Here is a 21,117-nt window from a genome sequence, read left to right as displayed (position 1 = left end):
AAAACGCCCAAAGGAGCTTCGGATGAAACAGCTTTTCCTGGCATCACTGTTAGGCTCGACCATTGCCATGTGCACCGCCGCCATGGCCGCTGATACCGATCTAAAAACTCTGGAAGCCGCCGCGAAAGCGGAAGGTGCCGTCAACAGCGTCGGCATGCCCGATGACTGGGCCAACTGGAAAGGCACCTGGGAAGACCTGGCCAAGACCTACGGCCTCAAGCACATCGACACCGACATGAGTTCGGCCCAGGAAATCGCCAAGTTCAAAGCCGAAAAAGACAACGCCAGCGCTGACATCGGCGACGTAGGCGCCGCCTTCGGCCCCATCGCGGTGAAGCAGGAAGTCACCCAGCCGTACAAACCGTCCAACTGGGCTTCGGTGCCGGATTGGGCGAAAGACAAGGACGGTCACTGGGCCCTGGCCTACACCGGCACCATCGCGTTCATCGTCAACAAGAAGCTGCTGCACGGTTCCGAAGTCCCTACCAGTTGGGCTGACCTGCAAACCGGCAAATACAAAGTCTCGGTGGGTGACGTGAGCACTGCGGCCCAGGCGTCCAACGCCGTACTCGCCGCCGCCATCGCCAATAAAGGCGATGAAAAGAACATCGCCCCCGGCCTGCAATTCTTCACCAAGATCGCCCAGCAAGGTCGTCTCGGCCTGTCCAACCCGACCATCGCCACCATGGAAAAAGGCGAAGTCGAAGTGGGTATCGTCTGGGACTTCAACGGCCTGAGCTACAAAGCCAAGATGGCCAACCCGGATGACTACGTGGTGCTGATCCCGTCGGACGGCTCGGTGAAATCCGGCTACACCACCATCATCAACAAATACGCCAAGCACCCGAACGCCGCCAAGCTGACCCGCGAGTACATCTTCAGCGACGCCGGCCAGCTCAACCTGGCGCGTGGCAACGCACGCCCGATCCGTGCCGAAACCGACCTGAAACTGCCGGCCGACATTGCCAAGAACCTGATTCCGGGCGAGCAGTACACCAAGGCCAACCCGCAGCCGATCAAGGATGCCGATGCCTGGGAAGCGACTTCCAAAAAACTGCCTCAGTTGTGGAACGAGCAGGTCATCGTAGAGATGAAGTAAGGGTTTTATCCCACATTGGAGCTCCAGTGGAGATCCAATGTGGGAGGGGGCTTGCCCCCGATGACGGTGGATCAGCGAACAAATCCGTTGAATGACACACCGCTATCGGGGGCAAGCCCCCTCCCACATTTTTGACCCCGTTCCTCCAGAGGAATTGAGCCAAGTCAATCGTTGCGGAGCGCTCTCCCCCATGAAGCACACTGTCATCCTTGTCGTGCTCGACGGCCTGAACTTCGAGGTTGCCCGGCACGCCATGGGGCACTTGCAGGCCTATGTCGGCGCAGGACGCGCAGCCCTCTACACGCTGGAATGTGAACTGCCCTCGCTGTCCCGCCCGCTGTATGAATGCATCCTCACCGGTGTGCCACCGATCCACAGCGGTATCGTGCACAACCAGGTCTCGCGCCTCTCCAACCAGCGCAGCATCTTCCATTACGCCACCGACGCAGGTCTTACCACGGCGGCGGCGGCTTACCATTGGGTCAGCGAGTTGTATAACCGCACGCCCTTTCTCGCCGCACGGGATCGTCATACCGACGACAAGGCGCTGGCGATCCAGCACGGGCATTTCTACTGGAATGACCACTACCCGGATTCCCACCTGTTCGCCGACGCCGAAAGCCTTCGGCTCAAGCACACGCCGGACTTCATGGTGGTGCACCCGATGAACATCGACGATGCCGGCCACAAGCACGGCCTCGACACACCACAGTACCGCAACAGCGCACGCTCGGCCGACATCCTCCTCGCCGATTACCTGCAAGGCTGGCTCGATGCCGGTTACCAGGTGCTGGTGACCGCCGACCACGGCATGAACAACGACCGCTCCCACAACGGCCTGTTGCCGGAAGAACGCGAAGTCCCGCTGTTCGTCATCGGCGATGCCTTCAGCCTGGATACCAAAGCCGCACCGAAACAAACCGAGCTGTGCGGCACCGTCTGCGAACTGCTGGGCGTGCCCCACGACAAACCTGTGTGCCGGGAGTTACTGAAGTGAGTTCAATATCCCGCGGCAAATGGCTGGCCCTCCTGTGCCTGGTGCCTTTCACGCTGTTCTTTATCGTGTTCGAAATCGCCCCGCTGGTATGGGTGCTGATCAATAGCCTGCAAACCGAAGAAACCGGCTGGGGCCTGGACAACTTCACGCGCATCTTCAGTTCGAAGTTCTACCTGCAGGCCATCCAGTTCAGCCTGGAGATCAGCTTCTACTCGAGCATCTTCGGCATCATCATCGCCACGCTGGGCAGTTACTCCCTGCGCCGGGTGGATTCGCCGCTGCGCAACTTCGTCACCGCCTTCGCTAACATGACCAGCAACTTTGCCGGCGTGCCCCTGGCCTTCGCGTTCATCATCCTGCTGGGGTTCAACGGCAGCATCACGATCATGCTCAAGCAAGCCGGGATCATTCAGGACTTCAACCTGTACTCCAAGACCGGCTTGATCATCCTCTACACCTACTTCCAGATCCCCCTCGGTGTGCTGCTGCTCTACCCAGCCTTCGACGCCCTGCGCGAAGACTGGCGTGAGTCGGCCGCCCTGCTCGGCGCCAATGGCTGGCAGTTCTGGCGACATATCGGCTTGCCGGTGCTCACCCCGGCGCTACTGGGCACGTTCGTGATCCTGCTGGCCAATGCCCTGGGCGCCTACGCGACGGTCTACGCCTTGACCACCGGTAACTTCAACGTGCTGCCGATTCGTATCGCCGGCCTGGTGTCGGGGGATGTATCGCTCGACCCGAACTTGGCCAGCGCCCTGGCCGTGGTGCTGGTGGCGCTGATGACCGTGGTCACCGTGGTCCATCAACTGCTGCTCAAGAGGAGCTACCATGTCTCGCGCTGAAGCCGGCCCGGCCTCCCTCTACCACCGCGTGGTGGTGTACCTGTTGTTTGCGATCCTGGTGCTGCCGCTGATCGGCACCTTCGTCTACTCCATTGCCAGCAGTTGGTCGGCGACCATCCTGCCCGCCGGCTTCACGGTGAAATGGTATGTGCAGCTGTGGAGCGACCCACGCTTCCTGATGGCCTTCGGGCAATCGTTGCTGGTGTGCGTGGGCGCGTTGATCCTGTCGGTGGTGTTGATTCTGCCGCTGCTGTTCGTGGTGCATTACCACTTCCCCAAGCTCGACGCCTTGATGAACATCCTGATCCTGCTGCCCTTTGCGGTGCCGCCGGTGGTGTCGTCGGTGGGCCTCCTGCAACTGTACGGGTCCGGGCCGTTTGCGATGGTGGGCACGCCGTGGATCCTGATCGGCTGCTACTTCACCGTGGCGCTGCCGTTCATGTACCGGGCGATTACCAACAACCTGCAAGCCATCAACCTGCGCGACCTGATGGACGCCTCGCAACTGCTTGGCGCCAGCACCTGGCAAGCGGCGATCTTCGTGGTGCTGCCCAACCTGCGCAAAGGCCTGATGGTGGCGCTGCTGCTGTCGTTCTCGTTCCTGTTCGGTGAGTTCGTGTTTGCCAATATCCTGGTGGGCACCCGCTACGAAACCCTGCAGGTGTACCTGAACAACATGCGCAACAGCAGCGGCCACTTCACCAGCGCCGTCGTGATTTCCTATTTCTTCTTTGTGCTGGTGCTGACCTGGGCCGCCAATATCTTGAACAAGGACAAAAGCCAATGAGCTTCGTCAGCGTCCAACATCTGCAAAAAGGTTACGCCGGCACCCCGGTGTTCAGTGATATCAACTGCGAAATCGCCAAGGGCGAGTTCGTCACCCTGCTCGGCCCATCCGGTTGCGGCAAGTCCACCCTGCTGCGCTGCATCGCCGGCCTGACCTCGGTGGACAGTGGGAAAATCCTGCTGGACGGCCAGGACATCGTTCCGCTGAGCCCACAGAAACGCAACATCGGCATGGTGTTCCAGAGCTACGCGCTGTTCCCCAACATGACCGTGGAACAGAACGTCGCCTTCGGCCTGCGCATGCAAAAGGTCAACGCCGATGACAGCCACAAGCGCGTGCAGGAAGTACTGCAACTGGTGGAACTCAAGGACCTTTCCGGCCGCTACCCGCACCAGATGTCCGGCGGCCAGTGCCAGCGTGTGGCCCTGGCCCGCTCCCTGGTCACCCGCCCGCGCCTGTTGCTGCTGGATGAACCGCTGTCGGCACTGGATGCGCGGATTCGCAAGCACCTGCGCGAACAGATCCGCCAGATCCAGCGCGAACTGGGCTTGACCACGATTTTCGTGACCCATGACCAGGAAGAAGCGCTGACCATGTCTGACCGGATCTTCCTGATGAACCAGGGCAAGATCGTGCAAAGCGGCGATGCCGAGACCCTCTACACCGCACCGGTGGATGTATTCGCCGCCGGTTTCATCGGCAACTACAACCTGCTGGACGCCGACAAGGCCAGCCAACTGCTGCAACGCCCGATCAGCGGGCGCATCGCGATTCGACCGGAGGCCATCGAACTGAGCCGCGACGGCGAACTCGACGCGCTGGTGCGCAGCCACAGCCTGCTGGGCAACGTGATCCGCTACCGCATCGAAGCCCGTGGCGTGGAATTGGTGGTGGACGTGCTCAACCGCTCGGCGGACGATCTGCACCCGGACGGCCAGCGCCTGGCACTTTCCATCGACCCCAGTGCGCTGTGTGAAGTAGCCTGAGCAGCAGTAAACTCTGAGAGAGCGTAACGGATGGCATTGGTAATTTTTGATCTGGACGACACCCTGATTCACGGCGACTGCGCCACCCTGTGGAGCGAACAAATGGGCCGCCTGGGCTGGGTCGACCCGGAGTCGTTCATGCGCAGGAACAACGAGCTGATGGACGCCTACAGCCGGGGCGAGCTGGCCATGGAAGACTTCATGGACTTCAGCCTGGAACCGATGATCGGTCGCACCCCGGAGGAAATCGACCACCTGGTGGAGCCATGGGTCGAGGACGTGATTGAGCCGCTGATCTACAGCGACGCCACCAAGACCATCGCCCGCCACCGCGCCAACGGCGACCGGATCCTGGTGATCTCCGCCTCGGGTACTCACCTGGTGAAACCGATTGCGGCGCGTATCGGCATTGATGAGGTGCTGGGGATTGAACTGGAAGTGAGTCACGGCGTGTACAGCGGCCATACCGTCGGTGTACTGACCTATCGCGAAGGCAAGATCACGCGCTTGCTGGAATGGCTGGAGCGCGAAGGTGAGACGCTGGACGGCGCGTACTTCTATTCGGACTCGCGCAATGACTTGCCGTTGCTGTTGAAGGTCGATCACCCGCAGGTGGTGAACCCGGATGCGGTATTGCGCGAGCATGCCGAAAAATCCGGCTGGCCAATCCACCACTGGGTCTGACACCGCCCCTCCCACATCGACCCTATTCCAGTCCGGGATCAGGTGAGGTTTTCGTCAATTACCAACACCAGTTTCCCGGCGATCTGGTTAGTCGCCAGCTCCGCAAACGCCGCCTCGGCATCCTTGATCGGAAACGTTCTGGCCAATTGCGGGCTCAGACGCCCTTCGGCGAACAGCGGCCATACATGCTGGCTCAGGTCGCTGAACAGGTCTGCCTTGAACTGATCATCACGGCTGCGCAGGGTCGAGCCCAACAACTGGATACGCTTGCCCAGTACCTGGGCCAAGTCCAACTGCGCCTCGCGGCCGCCCATCAAGCCAATCAACACCCAACGACCGTCCAGCGCCAGCAGCTTGAGGTCCAGCGCGGCGTAGTTGCCGCCGACCGGATCGAGGATCACATCGAATGGCCCGAAATCCCGCAGCCCTTCGATACCGTCGGTACGTACTACGCCGCCCTGGGCGCCCAGGTCTTCACAGTAGGCCAGGCGCTGCGCCGAGCCGACGCTGACCCAGCACGGGCTGCCAAATGCCTTGCACAGCTGGATCGCCGCCGAGCCCACGCCACTGGCGCCGGCGTGCAGCAAGACTTTCTCACCAGGCTTGAGGCCCGCCAACTGGAACAGGTTGAGCCACGCCGTGCTGTACACCTCCGGCAGCGCCGCCGCTTCAATCAGCGACAAACCTTCCGGTACCGGCAACACATGGCGTGCATCCACCACCACCTCTTCGGCCATGCCGCCACCGGCCAGCAGCGCACAGACGCGATCACCCACTTGCCAGGACGAACCCGGGCCCACTTCGCTGATCACACCGGAACACTCCAGGCCCAGCACGGGACTGGCGCCAGGCGGTGGCGGATATAGCCCTGCACGCTGTAATAAATCGGCGCGATTAAGGCCCGCAGCCGCCACTCGAATGCGAACTTGGCCTACATCACATGTAGGACTTGGTTCTTCCAACCACTCCACATGACCTTCAACGCCTTGCAATGCTTTCACAGTGCCTCCATAGTGAGTCTGGACTGAGCCCGCAGCAGTAGCGTCGGGCTTTTTGCATTATGCGACCGGCCCCTATGGAACCGGCAACTTCAAAGACGGCCTAATATGCGTTATCAATTGCCCCCGCGTCGAATCAGCATGAAGCATCTGTTCCCCAGCACCGCCCTCGCTCTTTTCATTGGTATCGGCTTCGCGTCGATGTCGACCAATACGTTCGCAGCCAACAGCTGGGACAACCTTCAGCCGGACCGCGATGAGGTGATTGCCAGCCTTAACGTCGTCGAGTTGCTCAAGCGTCATCACTACAGCAAGCCGCCGCTCGACGACGCGCGCTCGGTGATCATCTACGACAGCTATCTCAAGCTGCTGGATCCGTCGCGCAGCTACTTCCTGGCCAGCGACATCGCTGAGTTCGACAAGTGGAAGACGCAGTTCGACGACTTCCTCAAGAGCGGCGACCTGCAGCCCGGCTTCACCATCTACAAGCGTTACCTTGACCGTGTCAAAGCGCGTCTGGACTTCGCCCTGGGTGAGTTGGACAAGGGTGTCGACAAGCTCGACTTCACCCAGAAGGAAACCCTTCTGGTCGACCGCAAGGACGCGCCTTGGCTGACCAGCACCGCTGCCCTCGACGACCTGTGGCGCAAACGCGTCAAGGACGAAGTGCTGCGCCTGAAGATTGCCGGCAAAGAGCCAAAGGCCATCCAGGAGCTGTTGACCAAGCGCTACAAGAATCAACTGGCGCGTCTGGACCAGACCCGTGCAGAAGACATTTTCCAGGCCTACATCAACACCTTCGCGATGTCCTACGATCCGCACACCAATTATCTGTCGCCAGATAACGCGGAAAATTTCGATATCAACATGAGTCTGTCGCTGGAAGGCATCGGTGCCGTCCTGCAAAGCGACAATGACCAAGTGAAGATCGTGCGTCTGGTGCCGGCCGGTCCGGCAGACAAGACCAAGCAGGTGGCTCCTGCCGACAAGATCATCGGTGTGGCCCAGGCCGACAAAGAGATGGTCGATGTGGTCGGCTGGCGCCTGGACGAAGTGGTCAAGCTGATCCGTGGGCCGAAAGGCAGCGTGGTGCGCCTGGAAGTGATTCCGCACACCAACGCACCGAACGACCAGACCAGCAAGATCGTGTCCATCACCCGTGAAGCAGTGAAGCTCGAAGACCAGGCCGTGCAGAAGAAAGTCCTCAACCTCAAGCAGGATGGCAAGGACTACAAACTGGGCGTGATTGAAATCCCGGCCTTCTACCTGGACTTCAAGGCCTTCCGTGCCGGTGACCCGGACTACAAGTCCACCACCCGTGACGTGAAGAAAATCCTTACCGAGCTGCAGAAGGAAAAAGTCGACGGCGTGGTCATCGATCTGCGCAACAACGGCGGTGGTTCCCTGCAGGAAGCCACCGAGCTGACCAGCCTGTTTATCGACAAAGGTCCGACCGTGTTGGTACGCAATGCTGACGGCCGTGTCGACGTGCTCGAAGACGAGAACCCGGGCGCCTTCTACAAAGGCCCGATGGCGTTGCTGGTCAACCGTCTGTCGGCCTCGGCTTCGGAGATTTTCGCCGGTGCCATGCAGGACTACCACCGCGCGCTGATCATCGGCGGCCAGACCTTCGGCAAAGGCACCGTGCAGACCATCCAGCCACTGAACCATGGCGAACTCAAGCTGACGCTGGCTAAGTTCTACCGGGTTTCCGGGCAGAGCACCCAGCATCAGGGCGTACTGCCGGACATCGATTTCCCGTCGATCATCGACACCAAGGAAATCGGCGAAAGCGCCCTGCCGGAAGCCATGCCGTGGGACACCATCCGCCCTGCGATCAAGCCGGCCTCGGACCCGTTCAAGCCGTTCCTGGCGCAGTTGAAGACTGACCACGATACCCGCTCCGCCAAGGATGCCGAGTTTGTGTTCATCCGCGACAAGCTGGCACTGGCCAAGAAGTTGATGGAAGAAAAAACCGTCAGCCTCAATGAAGTGGACCGTCGCGCGCAGCACTCCGACATCGAAAACAAGCAACTGGTCTTGGAAAACATCCGCCGCAAGGCCAAGGGTGAAGACCCACTCAAGGAACTGAAGAAAGAAGACGAAGATGCGCTGCCGACCGAGGCGGATAAAACCAAGCCGGAAGACGATGCTTACCTGGCCGAGAGCGGCCGGATCCTGCTGGACTATCTGAAGATCACCAAGCAGGTGGCCAAGCAGTAAATGATGGCGATTTAATGTGATCGCTCCTCGGAGTGTCATCATATAGACATCATTCTGTCGTGAAATGAAGGACCGTCGGCGTAACGCCTGCGGTCCTTTTTTTTCGATCGAGATCGCCATGACCATGACCGAACAGCTGAATGCACTGGGCTCTATCCTGGCTCAAGGCAGTTTGCACAGCCTGTTCCAACCGATCATCTGCCTGTCAGAACGGCGCATTCTTGGCTACGAAGCCCTCAGCCGCGGCCCGTCGAACAGCCCGCTGCACTCGCCCATTGCCCTGTTCTCGGTGGCGCGCCATGCCGGGCGCCTCAGCGAACTGGAAATGGCCTGCCGCGAAAGCGCATGCCGACGCTTCAGCGAGCAAAAGCTGCCGGGCAAGCTGTTCCTGAATGTCTCGCCCGAATCCTTGATGGAGACCGCTCATCAACCGGGCCGCACCCTGCAATTGCTGCGCGACTTCGGCATTCCGCCGAGCCAGGTGGTGATCGAACTCACCGAGCAGACCCCCACCGACGATTTCGACCTGCTGCAAACCGCCCTGCACCATTACCGCAACATGGGCTTTTCGATTGCCCTGGATGACTTGGGTGCCGGCTATTCCAGCCTGCGCTTGTGGTCGGAACTGCGCCCGGATTACGTGAAGATCGACCGGCACTTTATCGACGGTATCCATCAGGATGCGCTCAAGCGTGAGTTTGTCGGCTCTATCCTGCAAATCGCCAGGGCCTCACGTGCCCAGGTGATCGCCGAGGGCATCGAACTGCCGGAGGAGCTGGCGGTATTGACCGAAATGGGCGTCGACCTGGTCCAGGGTTACCTGCTCTGCCGTCCCCAGGAGCAGCCGCCACAGGAAGCGCGCCAGATGTTGCCCAAGCCCGACCAGGCCAACGTGGCCCTCAGCGAAGAGGCCGGCGACCTCAGCGCCCTGCTCAACGAGCAACCGGCGGTCGATCAGGACACTGCCACCGCCCAGGTATTGGAGGCGTTCCGCCGCCAGGCCAACCTTAACTCCCTGGCGGTCCTGGATGGGCGCGGCCACCCGGTGGGTATCGTGCACCGGCATTCGCTGTCGGATGCACTGCTCAAGCCGTTTGCCACCGACCTGTTTGCGCGCAAGCCCATCAGCCGGCTGATGAGTACGGATTTTCTGGCGGTGGAGTTGAGCCAATCGCTGCAACAGGTCAGCCGGCTGCTGACCAGCCGCGCCCGGCAACGCATCGAAGAAGACTTCATCATCACGCTCAATGGCGACTACCTGGGCCTGGGCCGGGTGATCGATGTACTCAAACTGATCACCGAACTGAAAATCCAGCAGGCGCGCTATGCCAACCCGCTGACCCTGCTGCCCGGCAACGTGCCGATCCAGCAGTGCCTTACGCGGCTGTTGCAGCAACAGCGGGAGTCGGTGATCTGCTACGTGGATATCGACAGCTTCAAGCCGTTCAACGACATCTACGGTTACGGACGTGGGGATGAGGTATTGCTGTGCCTGGCGCAATGCCTGAACGACCGGGTCGACCCCAGCCGCGACTTTGTCGGGCATATCGGTGGCGATGACTTTTTGCTGGTATTGGGGCCACAGGATTGGCGCAAGCGGCTCAACCAGCTGCTGGAAGATTTCCATACCCAGTGCCGGCGCTTCTACCGCGCCGAGCACCTCGACGCCGGCTGCTTCGTGGCACTGAACCGCCAGGGCGTACGCCAAGAGTTTGCGTTGCTGTCACTGTCGATTGGGGTGGTGCATTTGTATCCACAGGCCTGTGGACAACTCGATGCCAGCCAGTTGGCGGAATTGGCCTCGCAGGCCAAGCACCATGCCAAGGATATGGCCGGCTACAGCATCCATGTGATCGACAGCATGGACATGTTGCCCCAGGCGCTTTAAGCCTCGGCAGACTCCGGATACTCGTATTCGAACACCCGCACCACTTCCGAGGCATGCCAGGAGGCGGCGGCCACACCATCGGACGGCCCGCTGAAACGCCCCAGGCGCTCCACGCACTCAAAGAACCCGGTACGCGGCAGGCGACTTGCGCCCTGGCTGATCACCAGGGAGCTGCGCAACGGTTGCTCGGCCTTGGCGTCCAGCGCCGCCAGGTGCTCCAGGGCAGCAGCCAGGGTTTGCATCGCCGGCGTCGGAAATTGCAGGCGCTCCAACAGTGCTCGGTAGGTCAGCAGATGGCGCTGGCGGCGCGCCTGGTCCAGTTCATTAAGTAACCCATCCCAATGTTGACGACTGATACGTAGGCTCAAGATTCATCCCTCCAACCTGCAACGCCTAATTCCCAGGCCAGGCTGCGGCGGATTGCGGCATCCGGCTGACGTTCACCACTTTCGATCAATCCTAGATACGAGGGGCTGATGCCCACGGTGCGGGCCAACGCTTCAATCGCCAGGCCCTTGGCTTCACGTAGGCCGCGCAGGTCTGCAAGCGGGCGCAAATCCTGGTCAGGCGCGGCTTGAACAGCAGAAGAAGGCGTCGGTGAAGGCTGTTGCTGACCGGCGGCTTTTAGCAGCGCCTGGTACTGATCCCATGGCAACACCGCGTATTCGGGTTCGCCATTGCGTGAAATTATCTGAATATCCATGACCGCCCCGTAGGATAACTGCACTTACTGAGTAAGCTCTTTCCTTAGGAGTGTAATCCTAACAGCCACAAAGGTCGCAGGGGGATAGCCACGTCATCAGTTTTTTTGCGGGTGTTCCTTGGCCAGCAAGGCAGGGGTCGCAGGCAAGCGCTCAACCACCGCGAGTTTTTCCGGGCGTTGTGCATCACGCCAGGCGCGAAACGCGCTCAGCTCGCCTTCCAGGGTCTTCATGACCCACGCCAGTACGGCGATGTCGTCGAGCATGCCGAACATCGGGATAAAGTCCGGGATCGCGTCAATCGGGCTCAGGAAGTACATCAGCCCCGCCACCACCGAGATCAGTGCCTTGGGGCTGATGGCCCGGTACTCGCCCCGCCAGTACGCCAGGCACAGGGCTTGAAGCAATTTGAGATCTTCCTTGAGCTTGCCCAGGCGGTTGCCCTGGCTGGACCCTTTGGCGGCGACAGCAAACAGCAAGGTCGGCAAGCGCCCACGGCCCAGCAAACGTGCAGCCATGGGTAGGAAACGGGTGAAATTGAAGGGTGGTTTCATCTGTCACTCCAGTTCCATCAAACAGAAAGGTTATCCACACAAATTGTGGATAACCTTGTGAACAGAGCCTGTTTTACCGGCTGAAAGCCACGTTCTACAAGGCTTTCAGTCAGATCGGGCGTTTTTTGCGCACATCAAAAAAACCCAAGATTTCATTGACTTGGCGTTTGCGTGCGGCTACCCGTGCTCGAGTCCTACATCTGACTGTTGCCCTATGCAGACGTTCGTTTGGATCACCAGCACCCGCATTTGGATTTGCGCAGGCTTCAGATACAACAACGCCCCGTCGAGACGGGGCGTTATGTGTTCAGGCGCCGATTACTTCTTGGCGGCTGGTGCGTCAGGGGCTTCAGCCTTGGCTGGGTCCTTGATGGCCAGCAGTTCCAGGTCGAATACCAGCACGGAGTTGGCCGGGATCGCCGGGCTCGGGCTCTGGGCGCCGTAGGCCAGGTCGGACGGGATGTACAACTCGACCTTCTCGCCAACGTGCATCAGTTGCAGGCCTTCGACCCAACCTGGGATCACGCCGCTGACCGGCAGGTCAATCGGGCTACCGCGATCCACGGAGCTGTCAAAGGTGGTGCCGTTGGTGAGCTTGCCGGTGTAGTGAACAGTCACCACGTCAGTCGGCTTAGGCTGTGGGCCGTCGGCTTTCTTGGTGATCTTGTACTGCAGGCCGGAAGCAGTGGTGACTACGCCGTCTTTCTTGGCGTTGTCTTCGAGGAATTTCTTGCCGGCGGCTGCCGACTCTTCGCTCATTTTGGTCATGCGTTCTTCAGCACGTTTTTGCAGTGCGGCAAACGCTTCAACCAGTTCGTCGTCTTTGAGCTTCTGCTCTTTCTTGCCGACGGCATCTTCGATGCCCTGGGCTACCGCTTTGGAGTCCAGGTCATCCATGCCTTCCTGAGCAAGGCTTTTGCCCATGTTCAGGCCGATGCCGTAGGAAGCTTTCTGCGCCGGGGTTTTCAGCTCTACGCTGGTCTGCGAATCACAACCCGCAAGTACCAGGCTAACCAGGGCCACCGCCGCCGCCAACCGATGCTGTTTCATGCTATTTCCTTGTTCATGCGCCAAAAGGGCATTCGAATAAAGTCGCGAGCTTATCAGGCGGCCACGACCAATGGCTACCGGCATGTGAGCAGGAAACTTCTGATAAGTTCACGTGTTTAAAAGCATTTTCATTCATGATGGGCCGCTGCGAAGGATCGTGGGACCACTTGTTACCAGGCTCATGGCCACTTGCCCCACCTGTGGCGTAGTGGCATAACAACGCAACCCCTCGACAAGGCCGAGACAAGGATAGCCATCTTGCGCATTTTTTCCCGTGTTTTACTGCTGATACTCACCGCGCTGGGCCTGATCCTGGCCGTGGTGCTGTACTACACCGTCAACCCCAAGCTACCCGACTACGTGCCCGTGGAGCAGGTGCACTACCAGGCCCAATGGAGTGCCGCCGACCGCCAGACCTATTACTTCACGCCCCAGGGCACTCAAGTAAAAGGCCTGCACTACAACTGGTTCACCGCCTTGGAACTACCGTTCTCCGAGCGGCGTTTTGCCACACCGGAGTATCTGGCGCGCTTCGGTTTCCTGGTGGACCCCAAGCAGGTGCCCACCACGCAAAACCCCGGCAACCTGCCCGTGGGGTTCGCCCGGCATAAAAACGCCGGCAGCAACGTCGAGTACCTGGATATCACCTGCGCCGCCTGCCATACCGGCGAATTGCACTTCAGGGGCCAGGCCCTGCGTATCGACGGCGGCTCGGCCCAGCACGTACTGCCCTCCAGCGTGCCAACCCTGCGCGGTGGCAGTTTCGGCCAGGCACTGGTCGCCAGCCTCGCCGCCACCTACTACAACCCATGGAAATTCGAGCGGTTTGCCCGCCAGGTGCTGGGGGATCGCTACGACGCCGAGCACAGCCAGTTGCGCGAGGACTTCAAACAGTCGCTGGACAAGTTCCTCAAGGTCGCATGGAACGACACCCACCGCGGCCTCTACCCCACCGAAGAAGGCCCGGGTCGCACCGACGCCTTTGGCCGCATCGCCAATGCCAGTTTTGGCGATGCCATTTCGCCGGACAACTACCGCGTCGCCAATGCGCCGGTGGACTACCCGCAGCTGTGGGACATCTGGACCTTCGATTGGGTGCAATGGAACGGCTCGGCCCAGCAACCCATGGCGCGCAATATCGGTGAAGCCCTCGGTGTAGGCGCGACGCTGACCTTTTTCGACGCCGCCGGCCAACCGCTTCAAGGCGATGCCCGCTACCCGTCGAGCGTCAGGGTGCGCGACCTCAACCTGATCGAAGAAACCCTGCAACGTCTCAAGCCACCGACCTGGCCCGAGGACTTGTTCGGCACCATCGACAAGCCCCTCGCCGCCCAAGGTCGCGCCCTATTCGCCGAGAACTGCGCCGGCTGCCACGTGCCCGCTGTCGCCCAGGAAAATGGCAGGCCTGTGCAGCAGCTGAAAATGCTGCCAGTGGAGTACATCGGCACCGACCCAGGCACCGCCAGCAACATTGCCGACCAGCGCTACGACCTCAGTGCCCTGCAGTGGGACCCGGCGGAGCTGGCCAAGCTCAATGTCGAACTGCACCCCACCCCCACCGAGCCGCTGGACCTGAAAAAAATGTCCGTGGCCAAGGGCCTGGCCTACGTCACCGCCTTCGTCGAAGACCACGCCTACCGCGCCGCCGGCGTCACCCCGGCCGAGCGCCCGCGCCTGGATGGCTACGGCCTGCCCATTGGCGTGCGCGAGCTGCGCGCCTACAAGGCCCGCCCGCTGGCCGGTGTGTGGGCTACCCCGCCGTTCCTGCACAACGGCTCGGTGCCGACGATCTACCAGTTGCTCTCGCCTCAGGACGAGCGTAGCACCACCTTCTATAAAGGCACCTTCAACTACGACCCGCGTCACCTGGGTTTTGAGACCGCAGCCTTCAAGAATGCCTTCCTGTTCGACACCAAACTCACCGGCAACCACAACAGCGGCCACGAATTCCGTGCCGGCCAACGTGGCAATGGCGTCATCGGCCGTGGCTTGCTGCCGCAGGAACGCTGGGCGCTGCTGGAATACCTCAAAGTGCTGGGCGGCCCGCTGGAGCAACAACTGCCATGATGATCCGATCTCGATACGACCAACCTTCCCTGCTCGCCCGCCTGTGGCTGCGCATCGGCGCGTTTCTCGGCAAGACCCTGCTGTGGCTGGTGGGCCTGGGACTGCTCGGCTGGCTGGCGAGCACCGCCTGGTTTGCCTGGCAGCACAGCGGCGCGGTGTCGCCGAATGAGCAGATCCCCGCAGGTGAAGCGGCCATGACCCAAGGCATCATCCAGACGGCAGTGCGCATCGTTGACCAGCATCGCGAAGGCACGCGCTACCTGCGCGATGCCCATGCCAAGGCCCATGGTTGCGTGAAGGCCGAAGTCAGCGTACTGGCCGATCTCGACCCGGCTTTGCGCCAGGGTGTGTTCGCCGAACCGGGCAAGACCTGGCAGGCCATGATGCGGTTGTCCAACGGCAACGCCTACCCGCAGTTCGACAGCATTCGCGATGCCCGGGGCATGGCGCTCAAGCTGTTGGACGTGCCGGGCAAACAACTGCTGGCCGACCAGCAGGCACGTACGGAACAGGACTTCGTGATGTTCAGCCACCCGAATTTCTTTGTCAGCGATGTGGCGGAGTACGCGCAGAACATCGGTGCGCAAGCGGATGGCAAGAAAGTCCTGGCGTTCTTCCCCAAAGCCGATCCGCGCAGTTGGCAGGTGCGTCACCTGTTTATCGCCCTGGCAACCCTGGCGCCCGCACCGGCCAGCCCGACGCAGACCACATACTTTTCGGTCTCGCCCTACAAGTTCGGCGCGGCGAATGCCAAGTTTCGCGTCGCGCCCGACCCGCAGAGCTGCCCGGAATACGTCCTGCCCAAACAGAACCAGGACCTGCCGAACTTCTTGCGCAGCGCCTTGAGCCAGCAGTTGTCCACCGACCGTGTGCCGGCGTGTTTTGTGTTGCAGATCCAGCGGCAGAACCCGCAGAAATTCATGCCGATCGAAGACACCAGTATCGAATGGAAGGAGAGCGATGCGCCCTACGAGAGCGTGGCCAAGGTGCGGATCCCGGCTCAGGACTTCGATACGCCCGAGCAGAACCTGGCGTGCGACAACCAGTCGTTCAACCCGTGGTTTGGCGTGGAAGAACACCGACCTATCGGCGGTATCAATCGCTTGCGCAAGGCGGTGTACGAGGCCGTCAGCGATTACCGCCACAGCCGCAACGCCCCGTAAAGACTGCGTAACAATGGGCCCGGCGCCGTAAGGATTGCGTCGGGTCTATTGAGGCGCTTTCGCCGTAACTCTAGCGTGGACGCCTACTCCATCACGTAGGAAGCCCATCATGGAAAGCTCAACCCTAGGCATGATCGTACTGACCATCATCGCCGTGTTCGGCACTGCCTCTTTTTGCTTCGAGCACTTGGCCACGCGCCAGCCGCGCAAGAAAAAGGCCAGGTAGCGCCAGGGCGGCGGCAAGGCGCAGAAAGGTCAAATCGCAGGCAAAAAAAAGCCCGCTCAATGAGCGGGCTTTCTGTGGTGACCTGGCGTTCAGCGTTCCAGGTTACCGAATATGGCGCAGCGGACGGGACTCGAACCCGCGACCCCCGGCGTGACAGGCCGGTATTCTAACCGACTGAACTACCGCTGCGCGTAACACTTGAAGCGAATGGTGGGTGATGACGGGATCGAACCGCCGACCCTCTGCTTGTAAGGCAGATGCTCTCCCAGCTGAGCTAATCACCCTTCGTCTCGGTGTGGCGCGCATTCTACGGAGCGACCTTGGGTCTGGCAAGCACTTTCTTAAATCTTTTTTTTGAGGCCTTCCAATGGCTTAGGCAGGGTTGGCCTGGGGCGCTATCAAGAGAATAATGCCCCCCTTTGTATAAAGGAGAGACTCACCCCATGTGGTTCAAGAACCTGCTTATCTATCGCCTGACCCAAGATCTGCCTGTTGATGCCGAGGCGTTGGAAGCGGCAATGGCCACCAAACTGGCGCGCCCTTGTGCAAGCCAGGAGTTGACCACTTACGGTTTCGTCGCGCCTTTCGGTAAAGGCGAGGACGCTCCCCTGGTTCACGTCAGCGGTGACTTCCTGCTGATCGCCGCCCGCAAGGAAGAACGCATCCTGCCAGGTAGCGTGGTGCGTGACGCACTGAAAGAGAAAGTCGAAGAGATCGAAGCCGAGCAAATGCGCAAGGTCTATAAAAAGGAACGCGACCAGATCAAGGATGAAATCATCCAGGCCTTCCTGCCGCGCGCCTTTATTCGCCGCTCGTCGACCTTTGCCGCCATCGCGCCGAAACAGGGCCTGATCCTGGTGAACTCGGCCAGCCCGAAACGCGCCGAAGACTTGCTCTCCACCCTGCGTGAAGTGATCGGCACCCTGCCGGTTCGCCCACTCACCGTGAAAACCGCGCCCACTGCAATCATGACCGACTGGGTCACCACCCAGAAACCGGCCAATGACTTCTTCGTCCTCGACGAATGCGAACTGCGCGACACCCATGAAGACGGCGGCATTGTGCGTTGCAAGCGCCAGGACCTGACTGGCGAAGAAATCCAGTTGCACCTGACCACCGGCAAAGTCGTTACCCAATTGTCCCTGGCCTGGCAGGACAAGCTGTCCTTCATGCTCGACGACAAGATGACCGTCAAGCGCCTGAAGTTCGAAGACCTGCTGCAAGACCAGGCGGAACAGGACGGTGGCGAAGAAGCCTTGGGCCAACTGGACGCCAGCTTTACCCTGATGATGCTGACCTTCGGTGACTTCCTGCCGGCGTTGATCGAAGCCCTGGGCGGCGAAGAAACCCCGCAAGGCATCTAAGTCGTTTGAAGATCAAATTGAGGGAGGGGCGGTGCGACGATTCGACTTGCCCCTCCCACATTTGATCGCATCAGCCATTCAAAAATCGAACAAAAAAGGACGCCCCCATGCGCGCACTCGCCGCCTTGAGCCGCTTCGTCGGCAATACCTTCGCCTACTGGGTGTTGATCTTCGCCGTCGTCGCGTTCCTCGAACCCAGCTGGTTCATCGGCCTGAAAAGCGCGATCGTCCCGCTGCTGGGCCTGGTGATGTTTGGCATGGGGCTGACCCTCAAACTTGAAGACTTCGCCGAAGTCGCTCGCCACCCGTGGCGCGTGGCCCTGGGCGTAGTCGCACACTTCGTGATCATGCCGGGGGTGGCGTGGCTGCTGTGCCAGGCCTTTCACCTGCCGCCGGAAATTGCCGTCGGCGTGATCCTGGTCGGTTGCTGCCCAAGCGGCACCTCCTCCAACGTGATGACCTGGCTGGCCCGTGGCGACCTGGCGCTGTCGGTGGCCATCGCCGCCGTCACCACCCTCCTCGCCCCGCTGCTCACCCCGGCGCTGATCTGGCTGTTGGCATCGGCCTGGTTGCCGGTGTCGTTCATGGAGTTGTTCTGGTCGATACTGCAAGTGGTGTTGCTGCCGATCGTGCTCGGCGTGGTCGCACAACGCGTGCTCGGCGAGCGGGTCCGCCACGCGGTGGACGTGCTGCCACTGGTGTCGGTGGTCAGCATTGTGATCATCGTCGCCGCAGTAGTGGCGGCCAGCCAGGCGAAAATTGCCGAATCGGGCCTGCTGATCATGGCCGTGGTGATGCTGCATAACAGCTTCGGTTACCTGCTGGGCTACTTCACCGGCCGTGTGTTCAAACTGCCGCTGGCCCAACGCAAGTCGTTGGCGCTGGAAGTGGGCATGCAGAATTCCGGGCTCGGCGCCGCATTGGCCAGCGCGCACTTCTCGCCGTTGGCGGCAGTGCCCAGTGCGTTGTTCAGTGTCTGGCACAATATTTCCGGGGCGTTGCTGTCGACGTATTTCCGTCGCATGAGCGAGAAGGAAGACCGCCGCGCACTGGAGAACACGCCACAAACTTGATCGCATGATCAATTTTCGGCACTCTACCGAGCTTCGCGGGGACGACCTCGCGACGCTATCGAGGCGCACAATCCGGGGACGACCCCGCCTGAAAAAGCGAGGTCATCATGTCCTGGATCATTCTGTTTTTTGCCGGCCTGTTCGAAGTCGGCTGGGCCGTCGGCTTGAAATACACCGACGGTTTCAGCAGGCCGCTGCCCACTGTCCTGACCGTTGCCGCCATGGCCATCAGCCTCGGCCTGCTGGGGCTGGCCATGAAAGAACTGCCCCTGGGCACCGCCTATGCCATCTGGACCGGCGTGGGCGCGGTGGGCACCGTGATTGCCGGGATTATCCTGTTCGGGGAATCCATGGCGCTGTTTCGGTTGGCCAGTGTGGCGCTGATCATTTGCGGGCTTATTGGTCTTAAGATCAGCGCTTAGGCCGCTACCGCAATCGAGGGCAAGCCCCCTCCCACATTTGACCGAGTTGTTCTGACGAACGCGGTCTAGGTGGGAGGGGGCTTGCCCCCGATGAGGCCAGTACACCCAGCACAGAACTACCTGACACTCCCCCGCAAAACACCGACCACCGCCTGCAACTGCGCAGGCGTAGCCGCCTCCACAGCAATCGGCTTACCCGCCACCAACACCACCCGTGACCAGATTCGATGAAAGAAGCCCTTGTTCGGATCGCGACTGAAGAAACTCCCCCACAACCCCTGCAGCGCCATCGGAATCACCGGCACCGGCGTCTCTTCCAAAATGCGTGTCACGCCACCGCGGAACTCGTTCATCTCGCCATCACTGGTCAGCTTGCCTTCCGGGAAGATGCACACCAACTCCCCGTCCTTCAGGTACTGGGCAATGCGCGTGAAGGCCTTTTCGTAGATCTGGATATCTTCATTGCGCCCGGCAATCGGAATCGTCCCGGCGGTGCGGAAGATAAAGTTCAGCACTGGCAAGCGGTAGATCTTGTAGTACATGACAAAGCGAATCGGCCGACGCACCGCGCCACCAATCAACAGCGCATCGACAAACGACACGTGATTGCATACCAGCAACGCTGCGCCTTCGTCCGGGATCAGGTCGAGGTTGCGATGCTCCACCCGGTACATGGAATGGCTGAGCAGCCAGATCATGAAGCGCATGGTGAACTCGGGGACGATCCTGAAGATGTAGGTGTTGACTGCGATGTTGAGCAGCGACACCACCAGGAACAACTCGGGGATCGACAGCTTGGCCACGCTCAGCAGTAGGATCGACACGATCGCCGACACCACCATGAACAGCGCATTGAGGATGTTGTTGGCGGCGATCACTCGCGCCCGCTCGTTCTCGGCGGTACGCGACTGGATCAGCGCGTACAGCGGCACGATATAGAAGCCGCCGAACACCCCCAGGCCAAGGATATCGAACAACACCCACCAGGCTTGGCCATAGCTGAGCACCGCGAGCCAATCATTCGCTTGAACGTTCTGCGGGAAGCCGCCGGAATGCCACCAGAGCAGCAGGCCGAACACCGTCAGGCCAAAGGAGCCAAACGGCACCAGGCCGATTTCCACCTTACGCCCCGAGAGTTTTTCGCAGAGCATCGAGCCCAGGGCGATGCCCACCGAGAACACGGTGAGGATCAGGGTGACCACGGTTTCATCGCCGTACAACCACTCCTTGGCGTAGGCCGGGATCTGCGTCAGGTAGATCGCGCCGACAAACCAGAACCATGAGTTACCGACAATCGAGCGCGACACCGCCGGCGTCTGCCCCAGGCCCATGCGCAGCGTGGCCCACGACTGGGTGAAGATATTCCAGTCCAGGCGCAGTTGCGGCGTAGAGGCCGCTGCCCGCGGAATGTGGCGGCTGGCCAGGTAACCCAGCACGGCCACGCCGACAATCGCCACCGCCACGATCGGCGCGTAATCGGTGGACGACATCATGATCCCGGCGCCAATGGTGCCGGCGAGGATGGCCAGGAACGTGCCCATCTCCACCAGGCCATTGCCACCTACCAGCTCATCTTCGTGCAGGGCCTGGGGCATGATCGAGTACTTCACCGGACCGAACAACGCCGAGTGGGTGCCCATGGCAAACAACGCCAGCAGCATCAATTCCAAATGATTGAACAGAAAGCCTGTGGCACCCACGGCCATGATCACGATCTCGCCAATCTTGATCGCGCGGATCAACGCATCCTTGTTGAATTTCTCGCCAAACTGCCCGGCCAGCGCCGAGAACAGGAAGAACGGCAGGATAAACAGCAAGGCGCACAGGTTGACCCAAATAGTACGGTCACCGTCGATGGTGAGCTTGTAGAGAATCGCCAGGATCAGCGATTGCTTGAAGATGTTGTCATTGAAAGCGCCCAGCAACTGGGTGATGAAAAACGGCAGGAAGCGCCGTGTGCGCAGCAAGGTGAATTGTGAGGGGTGGCTCATCG

At 60.5% G+C, this 21,117-nt stretch carries 19 protein-coding genes and 2 tRNA genes; 13 read left to right on the top strand and 8 right to left on the bottom strand.

Annotated elements, in window-relative coordinates; all coding sequences use genetic code 11:
- Positions 1-22 precede the first annotated feature (22 nt).
- From AB1462_RS12345 to AB1462_RS12320, 6 genes are all read left to right on the top strand, one after another.
- Positions 23-1,099, top strand: coding sequence for an ABC transporter substrate-binding protein (locus tag AB1462_RS12345; protein WP_027607118.1), 1,077 nt, complete (start codon positions 23-25; stop codon positions 1,097-1,099).
- A gap of 190 nt (positions 1,100-1,289) precedes the next feature.
- Positions 1,290-2,096 carry an alkaline phosphatase family protein gene (locus AB1462_RS12340; protein WP_090401985.1) on the top strand — a complete coding sequence of 269 codons (807 nt, stop codon included), beginning with the start codon at positions 1,290-1,292 and terminating at the stop codon, positions 2,094-2,096.
- A complete protein-coding gene (locus tag AB1462_RS12335) occupies positions 2,093-2,938 on the top strand; it encodes an ABC transporter permease subunit (RefSeq protein ID WP_090401983.1) in 846 nt (281 codons plus the stop codon). Before AB1462_RS12340 ends, AB1462_RS12335 begins: the two co-directional genes overlap by 4 nt.
- Complete coding sequence (locus tag AB1462_RS12330; RefSeq protein WP_053128704.1) at positions 2,925-3,725, top strand: ABC transporter permease; 801 nt, start codon at positions 2,925-2,927, stop codon at positions 3,723-3,725. Before AB1462_RS12335 ends, AB1462_RS12330 begins: the two co-directional genes overlap by 14 nt.
- The gene (locus AB1462_RS12325) at positions 3,722-4,711 is read left to right on the top strand and encodes an ABC transporter ATP-binding protein (RefSeq protein WP_090401981.1); all 990 of its coding nucleotides are present in this window, start codon (positions 3,722-3,724) and stop codon (positions 4,709-4,711) included. Before AB1462_RS12330 ends, AB1462_RS12325 begins: the two co-directional genes overlap by 4 nt.
- Before the next feature lie 30 nt (positions 4,712-4,741).
- Positions 4,742-5,395 (top strand): HAD family phosphatase, encoded by a 654-nt coding sequence (locus tag AB1462_RS12320; RefSeq protein ID WP_090401979.1) that lies wholly within the window; start codon positions 4,742-4,744, stop codon positions 5,393-5,395.
- Positions 5,396-5,433: 38 nt separating this feature from the next.
- Here AB1462_RS12320 and AB1462_RS12315 read toward each other — a convergent pair whose 3' ends face one another.
- On the bottom strand, positions 5,434-6,396 hold the full coding sequence (locus AB1462_RS12315; protein WP_259194584.1) for a zinc-binding dehydrogenase: 963 nt from the start codon (positions 6,394-6,396) through the stop codon (positions 5,434-5,436).
- A 138-nt stretch (positions 6,397-6,534) separates the two neighbouring features.
- On the opposite strand from AB1462_RS12315, the gene AB1462_RS12310 reads away from it, so the two are divergent.
- Complete coding sequence (locus AB1462_RS12310) at positions 6,535-8,616, top strand: carboxy terminal-processing peptidase (RefSeq protein WP_186731575.1); 2,082 nt, start codon at positions 6,535-6,537, stop codon at positions 8,614-8,616.
- Positions 8,617-8,734: 118 nt separating this feature from the next.
- Complete coding sequence (locus AB1462_RS12305) at positions 8,735-10,504, top strand: bifunctional diguanylate cyclase/phosphodiesterase (RefSeq protein ID WP_259194583.1); 1,770 nt, start codon at positions 8,735-8,737, stop codon at positions 10,502-10,504.
- Here AB1462_RS12305 and AB1462_RS12300 read toward each other — a convergent pair.
- The 4 genes from AB1462_RS12300 to AB1462_RS12285 all read right to left on the bottom strand — a co-directional run bounded on the left by AB1462_RS12300 (position 10,501) and on the right by AB1462_RS12285 (position 12,809).
- Positions 10,501-10,872 (bottom strand): hypothetical protein, encoded by a 372-nt coding sequence (locus AB1462_RS12300; protein ID WP_005786715.1) that lies wholly within the window; start codon positions 10,870-10,872, stop codon positions 10,501-10,503. The two genes, AB1462_RS12305 and AB1462_RS12300, sit on opposite strands and share 4 nt — an antisense overlap.
- Positions 10,869-11,207, bottom strand: coding sequence for a multiprotein-bridging factor 1 family protein (locus AB1462_RS12295; protein ID WP_367246775.1), 339 nt, complete (start codon positions 11,205-11,207; stop codon positions 10,869-10,871). Before AB1462_RS12295 ends, AB1462_RS12300 begins: the two co-directional genes overlap by 4 nt.
- Before the next feature lie 96 nt (positions 11,208-11,303).
- Entirely contained in the window at positions 11,304-11,759 is a 456-nt protein-coding gene (locus AB1462_RS12290) for a DUF1232 domain-containing protein (RefSeq protein WP_090401971.1), read from the bottom strand.
- A gap of 318 nt (positions 11,760-12,077) precedes the next feature.
- Positions 12,078-12,809, bottom strand: coding sequence for an FKBP-type peptidyl-prolyl cis-trans isomerase (locus tag AB1462_RS12285; protein ID WP_053128690.1), 732 nt, complete (start codon positions 12,807-12,809; stop codon positions 12,078-12,080).
- A 258-nt stretch (positions 12,810-13,067) separates the two neighbouring features.
- On the opposite strand from AB1462_RS12285, the gene AB1462_RS12280 reads away from it, so the two are divergent.
- A complete protein-coding gene (locus AB1462_RS12280) occupies positions 13,068-14,876 on the top strand; it encodes a di-heme-cytochrome C peroxidase (protein WP_367246774.1) in 1,809 nt (602 codons plus the stop codon).
- Positions 14,873-16,039 (top strand): catalase family protein, encoded by a 1,167-nt coding sequence (locus AB1462_RS12275; protein WP_090399835.1) that lies wholly within the window; start codon positions 14,873-14,875, stop codon positions 16,037-16,039. Before AB1462_RS12280 ends, AB1462_RS12275 begins: the two co-directional genes overlap by 4 nt.
- Before the next feature lie 338 nt (positions 16,040-16,377).
- On the opposite strand, the gene AB1462_RS12270 is transcribed toward AB1462_RS12275, so the two are convergent.
- Both AB1462_RS12270 and AB1462_RS12265 read right to left on the bottom strand, forming a co-directional pair.
- Positions 16,378-16,454: transfer RNA gene (locus AB1462_RS12270), tRNA-Asp, on the bottom strand.
- Between the two features lie 19 nt (positions 16,455-16,473).
- Positions 16,474-16,549: transfer RNA gene (locus AB1462_RS12265), tRNA-Val, on the bottom strand.
- A 159-nt stretch (positions 16,550-16,708) separates the two neighbouring features.
- Between AB1462_RS12265 and rdgC the strand changes: the two genes are divergently transcribed.
- The 3 genes from rdgC (at position 16,709) to sugE (ending at position 19,124) form a co-directional block, all read left to right on the top strand.
- A complete protein-coding gene (gene rdgC, locus AB1462_RS12260) occupies positions 16,709-17,629 on the top strand; it encodes a recombination-associated protein RdgC (RefSeq protein ID WP_090399838.1) in 921 nt (306 codons plus the stop codon).
- A gap of 107 nt (positions 17,630-17,736) precedes the next feature.
- Positions 17,737-18,702 carry a bile acid:sodium symporter family protein gene (locus tag AB1462_RS12255; protein WP_090399841.1) on the top strand — a complete coding sequence of 322 codons (966 nt, stop codon included), beginning with the start codon at positions 17,737-17,739 and terminating at the stop codon, positions 18,700-18,702.
- A 107-nt stretch (positions 18,703-18,809) separates the two neighbouring features.
- The gene (gene sugE, locus AB1462_RS12250; protein WP_090399843.1) at positions 18,810-19,124 is read left to right on the top strand and encodes a quaternary ammonium compound efflux SMR transporter SugE; all 315 of its coding nucleotides are present in this window, start codon (positions 18,810-18,812) and stop codon (positions 19,122-19,124) included.
- 116 nt (positions 19,125-19,240) lie between these two features.
- On the opposite strand, the gene AB1462_RS12245 is transcribed toward sugE, so the two are convergent.
- A complete protein-coding gene (locus AB1462_RS12245) occupies positions 19,241-21,115 on the bottom strand; it encodes an MFS transporter (RefSeq protein WP_315338916.1) in 1,875 nt (624 codons plus the stop codon).
- Positions 21,116-21,117 lie beyond the last annotated feature (2 nt).

Origin of the sequence: Pseudomonas sp. SB113, from assembly GCF_040754745.1 — a bacterium.
Lineage (GTDB): Bacteria > Pseudomonadota > Gammaproteobacteria > Pseudomonadales > Pseudomonadaceae > Aquipseudomonas > Aquipseudomonas grimontii.
The sequence above is the reverse complement of the archived record's forward strand: the minus strand, read 5'-3'. Positions and strand labels throughout refer to the sequence as shown.